The sequence below is a fragment of the Umezawaea sp. genome (genome assembly GCF_036375055.1).
Classification (GTDB): Bacteria; Actinomycetota; Actinomycetes; order Mycobacteriales; family Pseudonocardiaceae; genus Umezawaea.
Genome location: NZ_DASUSQ010000125.1, coordinates 111,165 through 130,878, shown reverse-complemented (window position 1 = coordinate 130,878; position 19,714 = coordinate 111,165). Strand labels below are relative to the sequence as shown.

The 19,714-nt window shown below is 74.8% G+C and carries 13 protein-coding genes; 8 read left to right on the top strand and 5 right to left on the bottom strand.

What is annotated here, in order from left to right; genetic code table 11:
* The first annotated feature begins 62 nt into the window (after positions 1-62).
* The 3 genes from VFZ92_RS31590 to VFZ92_RS31580 all read left to right on the top strand — a co-directional run bounded on the left by VFZ92_RS31590 (position 63) and on the right by VFZ92_RS31580 (position 6,124).
* Positions 63-2,984 (top strand): AfsR/SARP family transcriptional regulator, encoded by a 2,922-nt coding sequence (locus VFZ92_RS31590; RefSeq protein WP_330879733.1) that lies wholly within the window; start codon positions 63-65, stop codon positions 2,982-2,984.
* 217 nt (positions 2,985-3,201) lie between these two features.
* Positions 3,202-5,823, top strand: coding sequence for a M48 family metalloprotease (locus VFZ92_RS31585; protein ID WP_330879732.1), 2,622 nt, complete (start codon positions 3,202-3,204; stop codon positions 5,821-5,823).
* Between the two features lie 103 nt (positions 5,824-5,926).
* A complete protein-coding gene (locus tag VFZ92_RS31580) occupies positions 5,927-6,124 on the top strand; it encodes an antitoxin (protein ID WP_330879731.1) in 198 nt (65 codons plus the stop codon).
* Between the two features lie 60 nt (positions 6,125-6,184).
* On the opposite strand, the gene VFZ92_RS31575 is transcribed toward VFZ92_RS31580, so the two are convergent.
* On the bottom strand, positions 6,185-9,373 hold the full coding sequence (locus VFZ92_RS31575; RefSeq protein ID WP_330879730.1) for an NACHT domain-containing protein: 3,189 nt from the start codon (positions 9,371-9,373) through the stop codon (positions 6,185-6,187).
* A 240-nt stretch (positions 9,374-9,613) separates the two neighbouring features.
* Between VFZ92_RS31575 and VFZ92_RS31570 the strand changes: the two genes are divergently transcribed.
* Entirely contained in the window at positions 9,614-10,642 is a 1,029-nt protein-coding gene (locus tag VFZ92_RS31570; protein WP_330879729.1) for a GrpB family protein, read from the top strand.
* A gap of 92 nt (positions 10,643-10,734) precedes the next feature.
* On the opposite strand, the gene VFZ92_RS31565 is transcribed toward VFZ92_RS31570, so the two are convergent.
* The gene (locus tag VFZ92_RS31565) at positions 10,735-11,910 is read right to left on the bottom strand and encodes an FAD-dependent monooxygenase (protein ID WP_330879728.1); all 1,176 of its coding nucleotides are present in this window, start codon (positions 11,908-11,910) and stop codon (positions 10,735-10,737) included.
* Positions 11,911-11,996: 86 nt separating this feature from the next.
* Here VFZ92_RS31565 and VFZ92_RS31560 point away from each other — a divergent pair, with 86 nt between their 5' ends.
* Positions 11,997-12,908 carry a LysR family transcriptional regulator gene (locus VFZ92_RS31560; RefSeq protein WP_330879727.1) on the top strand — a complete coding sequence of 304 codons (912 nt, stop codon included), beginning with the start codon at positions 11,997-11,999 and terminating at the stop codon, positions 12,906-12,908.
* 15 nt (positions 12,909-12,923) lie between these two features.
* On the opposite strand, the gene VFZ92_RS31555 is transcribed toward VFZ92_RS31560, so the two are convergent.
* Together VFZ92_RS31555 and VFZ92_RS31550 are read right to left on the bottom strand one after the other, a co-directional pair.
* Positions 12,924-13,535 carry a TetR/AcrR family transcriptional regulator gene (locus VFZ92_RS31555; RefSeq protein WP_330879726.1) on the bottom strand — a complete coding sequence of 204 codons (612 nt, stop codon included), beginning with the start codon at positions 13,533-13,535 and terminating at the stop codon, positions 12,924-12,926.
* A 33-nt stretch (positions 13,536-13,568) separates the two neighbouring features.
* A complete protein-coding gene (locus VFZ92_RS31550; protein ID WP_330879725.1) occupies positions 13,569-14,030 on the bottom strand; it encodes a nuclear transport factor 2 family protein in 462 nt (153 codons plus the stop codon).
* 248 nt (positions 14,031-14,278) lie between these two features.
* On the opposite strand from VFZ92_RS31550, the gene VFZ92_RS31545 reads away from it, so the two are divergent.
* Together VFZ92_RS31545 and VFZ92_RS31540 are read left to right on the top strand one after the other, a co-directional pair.
* Positions 14,279-16,501: a beta-L-arabinofuranosidase domain-containing protein gene (locus VFZ92_RS31545; protein WP_330879724.1), complete on the top strand. Its 2,223-nt coding sequence runs from the start codon at positions 14,279-14,281 to the stop codon at positions 16,499-16,501.
* Positions 16,498-18,315 carry a glycoside hydrolase family 76 protein gene (locus tag VFZ92_RS31540; protein WP_330879723.1) on the top strand — a complete coding sequence of 606 codons (1,818 nt, stop codon included), beginning with the start codon at positions 16,498-16,500 and terminating at the stop codon, positions 18,313-18,315. The genes VFZ92_RS31545 and VFZ92_RS31540 overlap by 4 nt, the downstream gene beginning before the upstream one ends.
* 31 nt (positions 18,316-18,346) lie before the next feature.
* Here VFZ92_RS31540 and VFZ92_RS31535 read toward each other — a convergent pair whose 3' ends face one another.
* Entirely contained in the window at positions 18,347-18,730 is a 384-nt protein-coding gene (locus tag VFZ92_RS31535) for a VOC family protein (protein ID WP_330879722.1), read from the bottom strand.
* A 120-nt stretch (positions 18,731-18,850) separates the two neighbouring features.
* Between VFZ92_RS31535 and VFZ92_RS31530 the strand changes: the two genes are divergently transcribed.
* Complete coding sequence (locus tag VFZ92_RS31530; protein ID WP_330879721.1) at positions 18,851-19,702, top strand: endo alpha-1,4 polygalactosaminidase; 852 nt, start codon at positions 18,851-18,853, stop codon at positions 19,700-19,702.
* Positions 19,703-19,714 lie beyond the last annotated feature (12 nt).

The following is a 19,714-nucleotide window of genomic DNA, read 5'->3' as shown; positions in this document are numbered from 1 at the left end:
CGGCGTCAAACTCCCGCGTTGTCTCCCGGCGCTTCCTGGACGTCGACTCGTGGAGGGTCCCGGTGCAGTTCCGAGTTCTCGGGCCGATCGAGGTGCACGACGACGACGGCACCCTCCTGCCGTCCCCGCCACCGAAGGCGGGCCGCATCCTGGCCGTGCTCGCGGCCGACTGCGGGCGGGTGGTCCCCGTCGACCGGCTGATCGACCTGGTCTGGGGCGACCAGCGCCCGCCGCAGGTCCGCAAGTCCCTCCAGGTCCACATCTCCGGCCTGCGCCGCGCGGGCGTGCCGGTCGAGCACCGGGCGGAGGGCTACCGGCTCGACGCCGATCCCGAGCAGGTCGACGCGCACCTGTTCCGCACGCTGGTCGCCCGCGCAGGGGAGACCCCCGACGCGGTGGAGCGCCGGGCCGTGCTCGGCGAGGCCCTGGCGCTGTGGCGCGGGGCGCCGATGGCCGGGATCGACCGGCTCGGCGGACCGGTGGAGGCGCAGCGGTTGGCGGCCGTCGAGGACGCCGTGGACGCGGACCTCGCGCTCGGCCACCACGCGGACGCCGTGGACCTGCTGTCCGGCCTGGTCGAGGAGTACCCGCTCGCCGAACGGCTGCGGGTGCGGCTGATGCGGGCGCTGGCCGGTTCCGGCCGCCGTCCCGAGGCCATGCGCCTGTTCCAGGACACCCGGCGCCTCCTCGTGGACGAGCTGGGCGTCGAACCGGGACCGGAGCTCCAGCAGACCTACCGCGCGGTCCTGGAGGGCGACGAGCCGGGGGAACCGGTGCGGCGCAACTACCTGCCGTGCGACGTCGGCGACTTCACCGGCCGCGTCGCCGAGCTGGAGCGGCTGACCGGCGGCGACCCGCACGGCGTGTGGTGGATCGAGGGCCCGGCGGGCGTCGGCAAGAGCGCGCTGGCCGTGCACGCCGCCCACCGGCTGGCCCCGCGCTACCCGGACGGGCAGCTCTTCGTGGACCTGCACTCCCTGCCGCCCGCGCCGGGCGTCGCGCTGGACACCCTGCTGCGCGCGATCGACGTTCCCGGCGTGCGGATCCCGGTGCGGCTCGACGAGCGCGCGGCGCTGTGGCGCGCGCAGCTCGCGGACCGCCGGGTCCTGATCGTGCTGGACGGCGTCACCAGCGCCGCCCAGGTGCGCCTGCTGCTGCCCGGTGCCCCCGGCTGCCTCACGCTGATCACCAGCAGGCTGCGTCCCGCCGACCGGCAGGCGCGGCGGCTCACCCTCGACGAGCTGACGTCGGCCGAGGCGGTCGCGCTGCTCGCGGACATCCTCGGCGACGACCGGGTGGCGGAGGAACCGGAGGCGGCTCTGGAGGTCGCGCGGCTGTGCGGCCACCTGCCCCTCGCGGTGCGGATCACCGGCGCGCGGCTCGCGAGCCGCCCGCACTGGCCGGTGTCGCGGCTGGCCGGCCGGTTGGGCGACGAGCGGTGCAGGCTGGACGAGCTGGTCGCCGACGACCTCGCCGTGCGCAGCAGCCTGGAGCTGTCGTACCGGGCGCTCGACGAGCGGGCGCGGCGCGCGTACCGGGCGTTCGGCTTCCTCGACCACCCGGAGCTGCCCGCCGAGCTGGCGTCGCCGCTGCTGGGCGTGCCGGGGCGCGCCGCCGAGGACGTGCTCGACCGCCTGGTGGACGCCCGGCTGCTCGACGTCACCGGCGAGGACCGCTACCGGATGCACGACCTGGTCCGCATCCACGCGCGCGAGCTGGCCGAGGCCGAACCCGACGACGCCGACCGGCTCGCCGCCGTGCGCCGGGTCGTCGTGGCGTGCCTGGCCAAGGTGGACGGCTGCGTGGAACGGCTGATGCCCGCGGTCAGCCAGATGCAGGGGTTCCTCGGGGAGCTGCACGACGACCCGGTGCCGCCCGCGGAGCGGGACGCGTGGTTCGCGGTGGAGGAGCCGCTGCTGATCAAGGTGGTGGAGCGGGCGGCGGAACTCGGTTTCGCGGCGGACGCGTGCGACCTCGCCGAAGCCCTGGTGTTCGCGTGGTTCGGGCTGCGCAACCGGTACGACGGCTGGGAGCGGACCCACCGGGCCGCGCTGGACGCCGTGGTCGAGGCGGGCGACCGCAGGCGCGAGGCCGTGCTGCGGTGCAGCCTGGGGCAGCTGCACTTCAAGCGCGACGAGTTCACCGAGGCCGGTCTGTGGTTCGGTGCGGCGGGGGCGCTGTTCGTGGAGCTGGGCGACCGCCGCGGCGAGGCCATCGCGCTCAACGGCGAGGGCATGGTGACCCGCGAACGGGCGCAGTACCACCACGCGCTCGCCGCGCTCGGCCGCGCGCGGGAGCTGTTGACCGAACTCGGCGACGGCGAGGGCGTGGCGCACTCGCTGTACGGGATCGGCTCCGTGCAACGGGAACTGGCCCGCGACGAGGAGGCGCTGCGCACCCTGCGCGCCGCCGAGACGGCGTACCGGGTGGCGGGCAGCCGACGCGGCGAGGCGCTGGCGGTGCGGGGCATCGGGCTGGTGCACCGCGCGCGGGGCGAGTACGCCGAGGCCGAGCCGTACTTCCGCCGGGCCCACGAGATCGCGTCGGAACTCGGCGACCCGCTGATGAGCTGCTACACCGCGCAGTCGCTGGCGAAGGCGTGGCTGCGGGCTGGCCGGTTGGCCGAGGCCGCGCGGCTGCTGGCCGGGGCGCTGTCGGACTGCCACGAGCTGGGCGACCGGTTCGGCCTCGCGCTGCTGCGGCGCACCATCGGCGAACTCCACCTGGCGGGCGGCGAGGCCGACCGCGCCGTGGTCGTGCTGCGGGTGGCGCTGGCGGGCTGGGACGAGCTGGACCTGCCCGCGTGGCGGGCGCGGACCCTGCGCGACCTCGGTGCGGCGCACGCCAGCGCCGGTGACGGCGGCAGCGCCGCCCGCTGCTGGAGCGAGGCGGCGCTGCTGCTGGAGGGGTTGGGCTCCAGGGAGGCGGGCGAGTCCGGCACCTGGGCCCGGTGGGGCTCCTCACCCGTCGGTCCCCAGGCGTGACGGTGTCCTGCGGGGCACCGGAGAGCCGTGCGGACGGGGGGATCCCGGCGGGACGATCAGAGCCTGACAGCCCTGCCCCGGCGCCGGGGCGGGACCACCGCGCGGACCGCACCCCCGTGGTCCATCGGGATGAATTCGCGGCCGACCCGAACCGGTGGCGGTGCCGTCGAGCCGAAGATGATCGGCGGCACGCGACGCCAGGGCAGGGGAGGCCTCCATGACCGGTCAGCAGGACTCCGGGGAGTTACCCGGCGGGCCGGAGCCGTCCACCGGTCCCACCACCGCGAGGTTCGCCGTCCTGGTCGTCCTCGTGCTGGCGGTCGCCGGGTTCGTGTTCCTGTTCGCCCTGCCACCGGGGATCGTCGCCAACGGCGCCGCCGTGGTCCGCTGCCACGTCGACAGCGGTGTGCCCCTGACCTACGTGCCGCCCCAGACCCTCGACGAGGGCACGGCGATGCGGGTCCCGATGGAGCGCGCGCAGGCGTGCATGGCCGAGTTCATGCCCGCCCGGCTCGCGTGGCTCGCCGCCGGGATGCTCGTCCTGCTGCTGGTGGTCGCGGTCGTCTACCGGCTCCAGCCGTGGTGGCGGATCCGGCGCAACGGCCTGGTGCCCCTCGACGTCCCCGACGGGTCCCCGCTCGCGGCCGAACTGCGGTCGCTGGTCGAGGTGGCCGGACTTCGGCGGGCGCCGACGTTCCTGCTCGACCCGTACTCCTCCCGCGCGGGCGGCGTCGCCTTCGGCCGGGCCGGGCGGCCGTACGTGGCGCTCGACGCGGGACTGGTCGCCACGGCCACCGGCAGGCCCGCGCTGTTCCGCTCGGTCGTGCTGCACGAACTCGCGCACCTGCGCCGCGACGACGTGCCGACGACGTACCTGACCATGGCGGTCTGGCGGGCGTTCGTGCTGGTCGCCCTGCCGGTGTTCGCCTGGGGTCTGGTCGGTCCCGCCCTGCTCGCGGGCGACTCCGCCGAGTGGAGCGCGGAGGGCGTCGGGTTCCTGCTGCGGGTCGCCGTGGAGGTGCTGCTGCTGGCGGCGCTGGTGTACGTGTCGCGCAACGCCGTCCTGCGGGACCGCGAGCGGCACGCCGACGTGATGGTCGCCGACCTGCTCGGCTCCGTCGACTACCTCGCCCACTCGTCCCGGCCGCGCCTGCGCGGGTGGTTCGGCCCCCACCCGCCGTCCGCGGACCGGACGGCCGTGGTGGCCGACCGCTCCCGCCTGCTGCGGGCGGGGTTCGGCGAGGCGCTCGCCTTCGGCATCGCCGCGCAGCTCGGCTGGTGGCAGATCACCTTCGCGGTCGGCAGCGCGGCCGTGTTCACCGGCGAGGTCGCGAGCCACCTGCTGTCCGCGTGGGGCCTGCTGCTGGCGGGGTTCGTCGGCGCGGTGGCGGTCCGGCTGGCCGCCGCTCCGCGGATCACGGCGCGCGCCGTGCTGCTGCCGTGCCTCGGGTTCACGGCGGGGGTGCTGATCGGGTCCAGGACGGGCATCGGGCGGTCGGCGTTCACCCCGCCCGACCTCGCGGAACTGGCCTTCCTCGCCGCGTTCACCGCGGGCACGGCGCTGCTCGTGCGGTGGACCGCCTCGTGCGCGCGCCTCGCCGCCGCGCAGGCGACCCGCGCCCGCCGCGCGTGGGCGGGCCTCGCGATCGGCGGCACCGCGACCCTCGTGTGCACGACCCTGCTGTTCTGGGCGTCGTCCGCGCCCTCCACGGCGAAGGTGGTCCCCGACCTGGTCGGGCCCACGCTCCGGCGGATCTCCGGCCTGGTGGAGCAGGCGGACGGCTCCGGCTTCGACCTGCTCCTGTCCACCGTCGTGGCCAACCCGCTGGTGATGCTCGCGGCCGACCTGTGGAGCGCGGGCGTCGCGGTGGTGCTGCTCTGCGCCGTGCCCCTGGTGCTCGCCCGTCCGGACCGGCGGACCGTCCGGACCGGACTCCTCACCGCCGCCGTCGTCGTGGCGGCCGTCGTGGTGCTCCAGGTGGTGCTGCGGCTGGTGATGAAGTCGGCTCCCGCCGACCTGCGGGCGACCGACGGGTTCGTCTGGATCGCCCGCGTCCGGCAGATCGCTATCATCCTGGTCGCGGTCTTCGCGGCGGCGGTCGTCACGGCCGCGCGCCGCGGCACCGCCGCCGCTGTCGTCGCCGCGCTGGCCACCAGCCTGTTCAGCGCGCTCGCGTTCTGGGGGCTGACGATCGCGGGCGCCTGCGTGAGCGCCGTGCGGCTCACCGAGACCCGCTGCGCCGTGACCGTCCCGTACGTCACCGCGCAGGTGCTGCGCATGGTCCTGCTCGACGGCGTCGTGGTCGCCGTCGTCGGCGTCGCACTGGGCACGGCCGTGCGCCGAGCCCGTGCCGTGCCGGTCCCGGTGGGAGCACCGGGCGGGCGCGCGGCCCTCGTCGCGCTGGCGGCCGTCGCGGTGCTCGTGGTGCTCCCGCACGAGGAGGCGGTCACGCCCACCGCGCCGCCACCGACCACCACCGCCGTCGACGAGCCCGCCGCGCTCCGGGCGTGGTGGCTCGGTCGCGGCCAGGAGGCCGTGTCCGCCGTCGTGTCCGCCACCAGGAAGGTCGACGACGCCATCGGCGCGGGCGACGCCGCCGCGCTCGGCCAGGCGTGCCTTGGCTTGGCCACCGCCGTGGAGACGGGCCGGGGGACCCCGTCGCCGCCCGCCGCGGCGGCCGGTGAGCACTGGACGGGCCTGCTGGACGCCTTCGGCGCGACCGCGGCGGGGTGCCGCGACCTGAGCGAGGGCGTGGCGGGCGCCGACGAGCGGATGACGACCGCCCTGGGCTCGGCGGTGTCGCACGTCAACGCGCTGGTGGACCTCGTCGACGACTGATCCTCGCGCACCATCGGGTGATGCGGCGAATGGAGCAGCGGAAGGCCGGGTAGCCCTCCGGTGAGGCGTCCACACCGGACGCCGTCGAGGGAGGGTCCGAGCCATGGGTATCGGCGACAAGTTCGACGCGCTCAAGGACAAGGCCAAGGACGCGCTGGGCGACCACGGCGACAAGGTCGACCAGGGCGTCGACAAGGCGGGCGACTTCGCCGACGACAAGACCGGCGGCAAGTACTCCGACCAGATCGACCAGGGCCAGGAGAAGGCCAAGGAAGGCCTCGACCGGTTCGGTCAGCGCTAGCTCCGGGCGCTTGACGAGGCCTCCCCCGCCACGACGGGGGAGGCCTCCGCCGCGCGGTCGTCAGAAGCGTCGTCGGCGGCGGGCGGTCGCCAGACCCGCGGTGACGGGGCCGACGAGGTCGTGCGCCAGGTCCGGGTGCAGGCCCGCCCAGTCGGCGAGCTCCCGGTAGTGCTCCTCGGCCTCGGCCCACCGGTTGGCCCTGCCCAGCGCCTTGGCCAGGACGTGCCGGGTGAACGCGGTGACCGGGTGTTCGGCGCCCAGGGTGCCGCGCGCATCGGCGAGCAGCTCGGCCAACGCCTCGGCCGCGTGGTGCGGTGACGGCGCGGCCGTCTCGATGACCAGGCCTCTCTGGGCGATGATCCACTGGTCGACCCGCGCGGTGCGGCGGTCGTCGTGGGCGAGGCCCTCGCGGGCCAGCCGCAGGCAGAGCAGCCGGTCGACCGGATCGCGCACGACGGCGGACAGCCGCAGCAGCGCCTCGGCGGAGGGGCGGGTCGCGGTGGGCAGGGCACGAGCCAGGTCGTCGTAGGCGATGTCGGCCCGCCACGCGGCGAGCAGGCGGGTCCCGCGCCGATCGAGCGAGGCCGCCAGGTAGATCGCCGTGGTCAGGACGGCGGGCTCGTCGGGGGCGCACACCCCGCGCAGCCCCCGCAGCACCCGGTACAGCTCCACCGAGGCCCGCCGGTGGTGCCCGGCCCTGTCCAGGGCGAGAGCACGTCGGCCGCGCTCCACGAGGTCGGCCGCGCCGTCGAGGCCCGCGGGAGGTGCCGGTGGCTCGGGGGCGGGCTCACGCGGCACGGGGGCGAGGGCGAGCCTGTCCTGCAACGCGGCGTGGCGGAACCGGTAGACACCGCCGTGGCGGCGCAGCACCCGCCGGTCCCGAGCGTCCTCCAGGAACCTCAGCGGTCGCCACGGCAGTCGGCCCCGTGCGGCCAGCGCCACGCCCGCGACCACCGACCAGCTCCACGAGCGCAGGCAGACCTCGCGGGCCAGGAACACCGTGACGAGCAGGACGGCCAGCGCGCCCGCGTAGCGGCGGTCCTCGGGGGTGGACTGCGACAGCACCAACGGCAGGGCCAGGACCGAGGCGGCGGTGATCCGCACGACGGAGGACACCAGGTCCGCGCGCAGCACGGCGCGGGGGTGCTCGGCGCGGTCACCTCGCCAGGTGTCGGCGGGCTCCGAGGCTTCGGCCTCGGTGATCGCGTCGGCGTGGACCAGGACGACCAACACCAGGACCACCAGCGCGCCGACCCCGCCCGTCAGTCCGGGGTGGCCGCCGGTCGCCAACCCGACCGCGGCCCCGGCCGCGAAACCGAGACCGGTCAGCACGGCGACGCCTCGCCCGCCGAGGACGGTGGGTGCCCACAGGTCGCCCAACCGGACCCCGGTCGGCGCGTCGGGTGCCGGGCGACCCCAGCGGGAGCTGGACTCGTCGAACAGACCGCACAGGGCGCCCACGCCCGCGCCGCACGCCACACCCGCACAGACACCCGCTCGGACCGCGATCCAGAACAGGGCGCTGGAGTTCTCGTCGGGGAACCAGGTCAGACCCACGAACGCGCCGACCACCGCACCCAGCACGGCGCCCGCGGCGGCGGTGAGCAGCGCGGTGACGACGACGTCGAGGAGGACGTCACGGGCACCGCGCCGCGCGCCGCGCGCGGTCCACGAACTCCGGCGCCACCGCGACGCGTCCCGGTGCCCCACGACCATGCCGGTGGCGACCGCGGCCGCCACCGCACCCAGCAGGGCGCCGACCGCGACCGCGGTGACCGCCGCGGTCGGCGCGGACTGTCCGCTGACCGTCCGCACGGAGTTCTCGACCATCGAGTACGGCACCAGCCACAGGCGGGCGAGGAAGTCGTCCTCGTCGAACGGCGGGTGCTCGGGGAGTGCGCCGATCGCGAGCCTGGCGAGCGCGGTGGCGACGCTGCCGGTGACCAGGCCGGTCAGCGCGCCGAGCAGGAGACCGAAGCGCCACCGGGGCACGAGCAGGTACAGCCGCCACCACGCGATCCCGTGCCGGTCGTCCTCGGACATGCGGGTGGCCAGGTGCTCCAGCCAGCCGTGCACGCGCTCGGGGCTCCACCGCGACCTGGCGTAGGCGACCTGCGGGAAGCGGCCGAACAGGTGTCGGGTCACCGAGTCCGCGTCCGGCAGCTCCAGGAGTTCCCCCGGCGTGCTCCTCGGCGACTCGTAGACCTTCGCGGCGAGCGTGAGCGTCAGCGGCGTCGCCAGTGCCACCGCGACCGGGGACGTCGGGTCGTCCAGGGCGCGCACCACCGGTCGCCACCGCTCGACGTCACCGCCCGAGGGGAAGACCCTGGTCAACCAGCTCACGGCCGCCGCGCGGGGCAGCGGTTCGAGGACGACGGCCGCCGCGTCGCGCACCGCGGTCCCGTCGGCGGGGTAGGCGTCCGTCCTGGAGGTCAGGACGACGGCCTGGCCGTGCCACAGGTCGTCGTTGAGCACCGCGAGGAGGTCTCCGCGCCGCGCCGGGGCGACCTCGTCCAGTCCGTCGAGCAGCAGCACCAGCCGGTTGGTCTCCCGCAGCGCGGTGGCCAGGTCGTCGGCACTCGGGCGCCGTCGGCGGGTGCGCAGCTCGGGGAACTGGTCGACCACGCCGTCGGTGACCCAGTCGGTGAAGTCGCGGCCCTCGGGCCAGGTGCTCAGGTCGAGCAGGACCGGCACGGCACGCCTGTGCTCGGCCGAGTCGAGCAGGCCGCGGGCGAAGGTGTGCAGCCAGTCGGTCTTGCCCGCGCCGCCGTCGCCGCGGACGACCAGCCGCCGGGAGGGGACCCGGTCGAAGACGCGCACGTACTCCAGCGGATCGCCGGTGCCCGTGCCGAGGGTGGCGAGGTGGACGCGGTGGCGGCTCGCGTCGGGATCGGAGCGCCACACCTGGGGGAGCGCGGGCAGGCCGGGGAACAGGCGGTTCTCCCGCACGTGCCGCCGCACCCGCGCGTCGAGCCGCCCGCGCAACGCCTCGACGGCCTGGTCGAGGCGGGCGGGCTCGGCCAGCATCGCCTCCACCGACGCGGCCCGGCGGCGGGGTGCCTCCTGGACGACGAGCAGCACCGCGGTGAGCACCCACAGGACGATCACCAGGGTGTAGGCGTGCGGTCGGAGCACGTCCAGCGGCGGGGGAGCGGATTCACCGGTCGCGACGTTGATCACGATCGCGGTGAGCGTGGCGAGGGTGCTCGTCGCCAGGCCCGTGAGGACCACCCCAGCCGGCACGCGCATGGTTCCAGTGAAGCGTCGATGACCTGTCGTGGACGAGGAGTGTCGCCCTATCGGGCGTACCGGCCCGACTCGGTCACCCCACCCTGCCCGCGTCGGGTCCCGCGCCTCGTGCGCGGCGGGCACCGTCGCGGGCTTCCAGTCCTGGACCAGCCGCCTCGCCACCGGGCTCGTCGTCCGGCGCACGACCACCAGGGCGCCCCCGCGACAAGCAGGTCCCCGCCCAGCCCGGCGCGGGAGGGGGTGCCTGTCCACCAGCCCGTCGCGCAGGCGTGGAACACCCGCCGCACGGGCGTGAAGGGCCTGATGACCTGGTCGATCGACTGGGACGGGTCGAAGGGCCGCACCTTCCGCACCAGCGGGGAGGTGTCGCGGGGCCGGTGGGCACGACCGCGGGCGCGGGCCGCTCGACCTGCGCCCGCGGCGCGGTTGGTTAGGGTTCGGGGCATGTTGACGGTCGGGATCGTGGGTGGCCAGGACGCCGAGACCGCCGCGTCGCGGCTGCGGGCGCTGGGGGTGGCGGCCGTGCTGGGGTCGGGCTCCGCGGTCGCGTTCCGGATCGCCACGTCCGACACGTCGGGCGACACGCGGTTCGTCGACGCCGTCCTCACCGCCGACGAACCGGTGCACGCCCAGGTCGAGCGACTGTGGTCCACGCGGCTGCGCCCGTGGTCCGAGGCACTGGCCGGGAGCGCGCCCGGCCGCCGTCCGCCGCGCGTCGTGGACCACGACCCCCGGTGGGAGTGGGCCGGACGGCGGGGGATCGACCGGGTCCGGTCCGCGCTGACGGGCCTCGACCCGGCCGGGGTGTTCCGCTACGACCACATCGGCTCGACGTCCGTGCGCGGACTGGACGCCAAGCCGTTCATCGACCTCCAGGTCCGCGTGCCGCGCCTACCGGACCCCGAGGACGTCGACCCGGTCATGGCCGCGATCGGCTTCCTCCCCGGCACGGGCGTCCACCGCGACCTCCCGCGCGACCCCGAGGTCGCGGCCGACGACGTGTGGGCCACGCGGCTGTTCGTCTCGCCGGACCCGCTGTCCCCGACGATCGTCCACGTCCGCCGCCTGGACTCGCCGCGGGGCGACCACACCGTGTGGTTCCGCGACTGGCTGAAGGCCCACCCCGACCAGCGCGACCGCTACGCGGAGGTCAAGGCCGCCGGTGCCGCGGAGCACGCGGGCGACACCGACCACGACGACTACACCCGTGCGAAGACCGTCTTCTTCGACGAGGTCCACGAGGCGTTCGAGCAGTGGGCGCGTCGCTAGCGCGGTGACAGCACCGGGCAAGCGCGCGGTGATCACCGTTCCCCTGAGCGAGACCCCGCTGCTGGTGGCGGTCGTCCGCACCGGCACCGGGGTCAGCGCACCGCGTAGTCCTTGAGGGCGAACGGCAGCGTGAGGCTCCCGAAGTCCGGGAGGTCGTCGTCGGCCGCGTCCCGCGGCGCGGAGTTCAGCTCCAGCGCGATGTCCTGGTTGCGGACGGCGTAGTCGCGCAGGGCGTCCTCGTAGGCCGCCAGCCCCCTCGGCAGGTCGTCGCGGTGCGCCGCGAGTTCCCCGGCCAGCACGTACGCGCCGACCATGCCGACGCTGGTGGCCTGCCCCGTGCCCAGGGAGACGGCGTACCCGGCGTCGCCGACCAGCACGACCCGCCCGCGCGACCACCCGTCCACCCTGACCTGGCTCAGCCGGTAGAAGTGGAAGTCGTCGGCGTCCATCATGTGCTCCACGATCCGCGGGACCACCCAGCCGCCGTCGGCCACGCGGTCGGCCAGCAGCCGCTTCTGGCCGTCGACGTCGCGCACGTCGCCGACGGCCTCCGGAGCGCTGAAGCCGAGGTAGGCCCGCGCGGGCTCGTCCGCGCTCAACCCCATCACCAGCGCGCCGATGAACGGGTCCTCCCGCTGGTACACCACCTCCCAGCGTTCGAGACCGAGGAAGTTCGGCATGCTGAACACCGCCACGTGCAGGTCGCCGAACTCCCGCACGAACCGCTCGTCCGGGCCGAAGGCGGTGCGCCGCACCCCCGAGCCCACCCCGTCGGCGCCGACCACCACCTCGAAGCGGCGGGGTGCGGCGGTGGCGAACGCGACGTCGACGCCCGACCCGTCCTGGACCAGCGAGGTGACGGAATCGCCGAACAGGTGCTCGACCCGGTCGCCCACGGCGTCGCGGAGCACCCGGCACAGGTCGTCGCGCAGGACCTCGACGTCGGGGCTGTCGAGCCGGCCGCTAGTCAGGGTGCCGGTGGTGCTGCGGAAGGTCTCCCGCCCGGAGGAGTCGACCACCGCGATGCCCGCCAGTCTCGTGGCCCGGTCGCGGAGCGCGGCGGCGACGCCCATCCGCTCCGCGACCTCCAGCGCGGGCCCGCGCACGTCGACCGCGTGGCCACCCGGCCGCGGCCGGGGCGCCACCTCGACCACCGTGACGTCGAAGCCGTGGCGGTCGAGCCAGTAGGCGGTGGTGAGGCCGGAGATGCCCGCGCCGGAGACCAGCACGCGCGGGCGATCGGGGGATTCGTGGTTCGTGGAGTTCACGAGAACGACCGTAGGCAGCCCTGACCGAGCTGTCCAAGACATAGAATGACGACTTGTGATGCTCTCAAGGCAACGGTGCTGACGCCGTGGAACTCCGCCACCTGCGCTACTTCGCGATCATCGCCGAGGAGCAGAACTTCCGGCGCGCCGCGGCCAGGCTGCACGTCTCGCAGTCCCCGCTGAGCAGGCAGATGAAGGACCTCGAAGAGGAGATGGCCGTCGAGCTGTTCGAGCCGGACGGCCGCGGGATCAGGCTCACCGCCGCCGGGAAGGTCTTCGCGGACCGGGCCCGGAGCATCCTCGCGAGCGTCGACGCGGCGGTGGAGGAGGCCAAGGGCGTCGCCGACGGCAGGCTCGGCACGGTGGTCATCGGCTTCGAGCAGGGGGCCACGTTCACCGGCGCGCTGGCCTCGCTCATGGCGGCGTTCCGCAGGCGCGCCCCGCGCGTCGGGCTCCAGCTCGTCGCGATGACCGGCGCCCAGCAGTGGAACGCCCTGCGCGACGGGACGATCTCGTTCGCCTACGGGACGAGCCGCCCCGACGACGACGCGCTGGTCTCCCTGGAGATGACCAGCGACCGGCTCGGGCTGCTGCTCGCGTCCGACCACCGGCTCGCGTCCCGCGCGGAGGTCCGGCTGCGGGACCTGGTGGGGGAGCGGGTGGTCCTCGAACCGCGCGAGGCCAACCCCGGTCTGCACGCCGACGTCGTGGCCGCCGCCCGCGCGCACGACGTCGCGCTCGGCGCGATGGCGGAGGTCCCCGACCTGGAGGCGCTGCTCGCGCTGGTGGCGGTGGGCGACGCGGTCACGTTCCTCGCCCGGCGGACGGCGGACCTGGTGGCCCCGCTCAGCTCGATGGTCTGGCGCCCGGTCGCCGACCTCGACGTCGCGCTGTCCGACGTCGTCACCTGGCGGGTGAGGGACGCGGCCACGCCCGTGGTGCGGGCCCTCGTCGAGAGCGCGGAGGAGGTCCGGCCGCTGCTGAGCCCCGACGCCTGACGGCGTGCGCCCCGGTCAGTCCGGGTGGCGGACCAGCGACGCGAGGACGACCTCCCGCGTCGCACCGACCGTGGCGGAGAAGGCGGCCGGGTCCCGGCCGATGCGCTCGGCGCCCGAGCGCATGGCACCGGACAGCAGCTCCACGACGAGGGGCACGTCGCCGACGTCGCGGAACTCCCCGCGCGCGACGCCGTCCCGGACGACGGCCTCCACCTCGACGACGATCGCGTGGAACGGGCCGTCCGGCCCCTTCGGCACCTCGGCGACCAGCGGACCGGAGCCCGGTCGGAACATCAGCTGCATGGCCTGGTCCGTGGACGCCTCCAGGACCGCCTCGACGATCTCCCGCACCCGGTCCGCGGCCGGGTCCGCGGACCGGCGGGCGATCGAGGAGACCCGGTCCACGACGGGCGCGCACGCCCGTTCGGTCAGCGCCAGGACGAGCGCCCCCTTGTCGCGGGCGTAGTTGTACAGCGTGTTGCGCGCGAGCCCGGCCCGAGCCGCGATGTGGCCCATGGTGATCGAGTCGTAGTCGCGTTCGAGCAGCAGGTCGCGCACCGCCCCGGCGAGGTCGGACCACACCATCTCGTGGTGCTGTTCGATGCTGGCTCCCCGGATGCGCGGCACCCGATCATCCTCCTCCACCGGCGCCGAGGGCCGCTAGCGAGCCGTGGCGGCGCTCGCCAGGTGCTGGTTCTCCTGGTGCGCCGCGGTGAGCGTGACGTGGCTGAGGCGCCAGCCGTTCTCCGTGCGGACCGCCTGGTCGTCGTAGAAGCCGACCACCAGCCAGCGGTTCGGGCCGTCGCCCGCGACCTCGGCCGGGACCCAGTGCTCGGCGCGGACGTGCGCGTGGATCGTCGCGGTGTCGCCGTCGACCTCGACGACGTGGCCGGTGATGGCGTGGTGGGTCGCCGTGAAGGGGGCGAAGGCGCCGCGGAGGACCTGGACGTAGTCGGCGAGCGGCACGGTCATCGGGGGGATTCCCGCGACGGACTCGAAGTCGAGCGTCACCGGGTCGGTGAAGACGAGGCCGGGCAGTTCGGTGTACTCCTTCAGGTCCGCGATGTCGGCGTAGCGGCTGAGCAGTTCGACGAGGTCGGCGCGGTCGGCGGGTGAGGTCATGGGAAGTCCTTCTCCACGGGGTCGGCGGCGGTCGCGCCCTTTACGCGACAACCTGTCGTAAACATTACGACAGATTGTCGTTAAAACCGGCCCCGTGTGACCCCGTTCACGGCCCGCTGTCGCTCCCACCTGCGCTTTCCCGGCGATTTACATCGTTGGCACAACGTTGTAAAAACGCTACGCTCCGATCAGCCCCTCTTCGTGCTCGACACCTCAGGCCGCACCCACCCCGCACCGGGAGCACAGCCATGTCGATTCCACGCCGAACGTTCCTCCGAGGCGGTCTGCTGACCGCGGGCGGGGCGCTGGTGGTCGAGCGCGCCGCCACCGCGCGGGCCGCCACCCCGCACCACCCCGTGAACCGCCCGCCCCCGCGCCCCTCCTCCTACCTGCGCCTCCCTCCGGGCGCGGTGCGCCCGACCGGGTGGCTCGCGACCCGGCTCGACCGCCAGGTCACCGGACTGACCGGGCGCTACCAGGAGTTCTCCCACTTCCTCCGCTTCGCCGACACGGGCTGGACCCGGCCCGACCTCGACGGCTGGGAGGAGGTGCCCCACTGGCTGCGCGGCTACGGCGACCTCGGCTACGTGACCGGCAACGAGCGCGTGCTCGGCGACACCGAGCGGTGGATCGACGCCATCGTCGCCACCCGGGCCTCCGACGGGTACTTCGGGCCGTCGAGGCTGCGCACCGCGCTGAACGGGCACGCCGACCTGTGGCCGCACATGCCCGTGCTGCACGCCCTGCGCTCGTGGGCCGAGCACCGCGGCGACACCCGGATCGACGGGATGCTGACCCGGTACTTCCGGTTCGTGGCGGCCCAGCCCGACGGGGTGTTCTCCGACGGCTGGGGCGCCACGATCGACGTCCTCTACTGGCTGTTCAACCGGACCGGCGACACCGCCCTGCTCGACCTGACCAGGCGCGTCCACCAGCACTCGGCGAACTGGGTCGACCGGATCGCGAGCCCGCACAACGTGAACTTCGCGCAGGGGTTCCGGGAGCCCGCGCAGTTCTGGCAGCTCTCGGGGGACGACCGGCACCGGGCGTCCGCCCACCGCACCTACGACTCGGTGATGACCTCCTACGGGCAGTTCCCCGGCGGCGGGTTGGCGGGCGACGAGAACTCCCGGCCCGGCTGCGGCGACCCCCGGCAGGGGTTCGAGACGTGCGGGGTCGTGGAGTTCATGGGCAGCCACGAACTGCTGCTGCGCACGACCGGCGACCCGGTGCGGGGCGACCGCACCGAGGAGCTGGCGTTCAACCTGCTGCCCGCCTCGCTGGACCCGCAGGGCAAGGCCGTGCACTACGTGACCAGCGCGAACGGGGTGCGCCTCGACAACTCCCCGAAGAGGCGGCGGCAGTTCCAGAACGGGTTCGCGATGCAGGCGTACGTGCCCGGTGTCGACGACTACCGGTGCTGCCCGCACAACTACGGCCAGGGCTGGCCGTACTACGTCGAGGAGATGTGGCTCGCCACGCCCGACGGCGGTCTCGCCGCCGCGCCGCGCGGACCGTCCCGCGTCAGCGCGAAGGTGGGGGACGGGACGGTCGTCACCGTCGTGGCGGACACCGGCTCCCCGTTCACCGACACCATCACGTTCACCCTGACCACGCCGAGGGCGGTGGCCTTCCCGTTCTCCGTGCGGATTCCGGGGTGGTGCCCGAACCCGGTGCTCACGGTCAACGGGACCGCGGTGGCGGCGCCGGGCGGCCCGCGGTTCGCGTCGGTGGACCGGACGTGGACGACCGGCGACCAGGTCGTGCTGCGGCTGCCGATGACCCCTCGGACGAGGGTGTGGACGCGCAACCACAACGCGGTGTCGGTCGACCTCGGGGCGCTCACGTTCTCGCTGCGCGTCGAGGAGCGGTGGAACCGGTACGCGGGCAGCGCCGACTGGCCGGAGTACGAGGTGGAGCCGGGCTCGGCGTGGAACGTCGGCCTCACGCCGGACCAGCGGTTCGTCGTGTCGTCCGGCGGCTCGCTGACCGACCCGTTCACGCTCGCGACCGCGCCCGTGCGGATCAGCGCCCGCGTCCGGGACATCCCGGACTGGGAGGTCGACAGCGAGAACGTCGTCGGCACGCTGTCCGACGGGCCCGTGGCGACCACGGGGGCGGAGCGGACCGTCGAGCTGGTGCCGATGGGAGCGGCCCGGCTGCGGATCACCGCGTTCCCGCAGACCGGCGGCACCAGGACGTGGGGCACGCCCGGCGTCCTGTGCCGGGTGCAGAACGAGAACAGCGACAAGGTCCTGTCCACGTCGGACGCTCGGGTCGTGCAGTTCGCCGACGACGGGGGCGCCGACCACCGGTGGACGCTGGTCGACAACGGCGACGGGTGGTTCCGGCTGAGGAACGTCCACTCCGGCAAGGTGCTGGCCGTGGACCGGATGTCCACGGCGGACTCGGCGAGGGTGGTGCAGTTCGACGACAGCGGCACCCCCGACCACCTGCGGAGGCTGTCGTGATCAGGGGTGTCGTCGCGTCGCTGCTCATCACCCTCGCCCCCGTCGCACCGCCCAGCACCGACACCGGCCCCTCGGCGGCGGCCGTGGTGTGCGTGCTGTCCTGCGACACCCTGGACCCCTCGCGGGCGCGGCAGGAGACCTTCCCCGTGCCGGAGCGCCGGGTCAACGGCCGCCGGGTCGTCCTGCACGTGTCCGACGCCGACGGGATGGGCTGGGCGTCCGTCGACGGCGGCGTCACCGGCGACGGGGTCTGGCTGGACCGGTCCTGGGACGGCGGCGCCACCTGGGAGGGGCTGCTCGGCCGGGCGACCGTCCCCGGCTCGTGGACCGGGACCAGGACGCTCATGTACAACGTGACCGATCCGGTGGCCCACCAGCGCGGCCTGCTGAGGGCCTGCGGCGACGGCGCGGGCGTGGTGTGCACGGACTGGATCTACCCGACCGTGTGCGACGTGACCTGCGACCGCACCGACGCGGGCCAGGCCGACGGCGACACGCAGCCGGTGCCGTCGACCACGCTGTTCGGCCGGGTGATCCGGCTGCACGTCGACCGGAACGCCATGGCCTGGGGCACGATCGAGGCAGGCGGACCCGGTGACGAGGTCTGGCTCGACCGGTCGTGGGACTCCGGCGCCACCTGGCCGGGCGGCTCCTCGCTCGGCCGCATCGGCGTCACGGCGGGGGCGGGCACCCGCACCGCGATGTTCGCCACCCGCGACCCGCGCGGCAGGCACTACGGCGGCGCGGTCCGGGCGTGCGGCCGGGAGGCCGCGCACGCGCAGGGGAGCTGCACCGCCTGGGCACGCCCGACGCCGACCCGCACGGCGGCGGCGGCCGACGCGCTGGCCTACTCCTACGACCCGTACACGGCGTGGTGGCCGAGCAGCTGGTGGAACTCGGCGGCGACCCTCACCGCGCTGACCGCCTACGCCGCCCGCACGGGCGACCACCGGTACGACTGGATGATCGCCCGCACCTTCGACGTCAACCGCGGCCCGTTCGCCGCGGGCCAGCGCGGCTCCGACCCCGTCGAGGGCGACTTCATCAGCCGGTCGATCGACGACACGGCCTGGTGGGGGCTCGCGTGGATCGGGGCGTACGACCTGACCCGCGACACCCGGTACCTGTCGATGGCCACCACCATCGCCGCCTACGTCCACCGGTTCTGGGACACCGGCACGTGCGGCGGCGGCGTGTGGTGGGACCGCGAGCGCACCTACAAGAACGCGGTCACCGCGGGCCTGTACCTGCGGCTCGCGGCGGCGCTGCACAACCGGACGCCGGGCGACACCCTGTGGGCGCGGCGGTCGAGGACGGCGGCGGACTGGTACCTGGCCAGCGGGATGGTCAACGCCTCCGGCCTGGTCAACGACGGCCTCACCGCCGACTGCCGCAACAACGGGCAGACGGTCTGGACGTACAACCAGGGGCTGGGCATCGGCGGACTCCTGGAGACCTGGCGCGCGACCGGTGACGCGCGCTACCTCGCCGAGGCCCGCCGGCTGGCCGACGCGGGCACCACCAGCCCGGTGCTCGTGGTCGCGGGTGTGCTCACGGAGTCGTGCGACACCGGAACGCGGGCGTGCGACGACAACCAGAAGCAGTTCAAGGGCGTCTTCGCCCGCTACCTGGCCGACCTCGCGCAGGTCACGGGGTCGGCGGCCTACCAGCGGTTCGGCGAGGCGCAGTCCGACTCGATCTGGACCGCCGACCGCGACCCGCTCAACCGGCTGGGGCAGCGGTGGGCGGGCGGCAGCCCCAACCAGGTCGACTGGCGAACCCAGGCCAGCGGCCTTGAGGCGCTGACCGGGTGACCCCGGCGTCGCCCGGCCCGGCGCGCACGGGTCAGGCGACGCAGAACTCGTTGCCCTCGGGGTCGTTCATCACGACGTGGCCGAGGCGCCCGTCGTAGAGCTCCTCGCCCACGACCGTCGCCCCGGCCCCGACCAGCTCCACCACCTTCGCCCTGATCAACCGCTCCCGCTGCGCCAGGTCCCACGGCGGCTCGCCCGCCACCCGGACGTCGACGTGCACCCGGTTCTTGGCCGACTTCGGCTCGGGCACCCGGAGGAACCCGATCGCGGGCCCCACGCCGTCGGGGTCGACGATCGACGCGCCGTCCGGTGCGTCGTAACCGGGTTCGTCCACGTAGCCGAGCGCGAAGGCCCAGAAGGCGGCGAGGCGGTGGGGATCGGCGGCGTCGCAGCCGAGCGTCCAGTGCGTGGCCATGCCGACGAGGCTACGTCGAAGACCGCCGTCGGACCCGCTGCTCGGGTGAAACACCCCTCGCGGGTCCACGGCGGTCAGTAAGGTCTCGCCAGTCCGTTCGAGACCTCACCGGGGAGAGACGTGGTTCCACCGCTGCGGCAGTCGTTGGGAGTGGTCACCGCCGCGCTGGCGGTCACCGCCTGCTCGGTGCGGGCGCGGCCCGCCCAGGTCGGGGAGGTGTCGGTGCCCACGTCGTCGTCGGTCGCGGTGCGGACGTTCCCCGAGGGCGCGGCGGCCGACTACCAGCTCGGCGGCGCCTACCCGCCACCCGCGGGCGTCACGGTGGTGGTGCGCGACAGCACCGCCGAGCCCGCCGAGGGGCTCTACAACGTGTGCTACGTCAACGCGTTCCAGACCCAGCCCGCCGACCGCGACCTGTGGCTGGGCGAGCACGCCGACCTCGTCCTGCGCGGGCGGGACGGCAGGCCGGTCGTCGACCCGGACTGGCCGGACGAGATGGTCCTCGACACCTCCACCGTCGAGAAGCGCGCCCGGCTCGCCGTGATCGTCGGCACCACCGTCGGCAGGTGCGCCGGCGCGGGCTTCGACGCCGTGGAGTTCGACAACCTCGACTCCCACACCCGCTCCTCCGGGGCGGTCACCGCCGAGAACAACCTGGCCCTCGCGGCGCTGCTCGTCGAGTCGGCCCACGACAAGGGGCTGCTCGCCGGGCAGAAGAACGCCGCCGAGCTGGGGGAGCGCGGCAAGGACGAGGTCGGGTTCGACTTCGCCGTCGCCGAGGAGTGCGTGGCGTTCGAGGAGTGCGAGCGGTACACCGCCGTCCACGGGAAGCGGGTGCTGGCCGTGGAGTACACCGACAACCTCCCGCCGGGCGGGGCGTGCGCGGCGCCGGAGCGCCCGCGCTCGACCGTCGTCCGCGACCGCGGCCTGGTGCGGCCCGGCGAGCGCGGCTACTCCTACCACCGCTGCTGACGTGCGAACGCC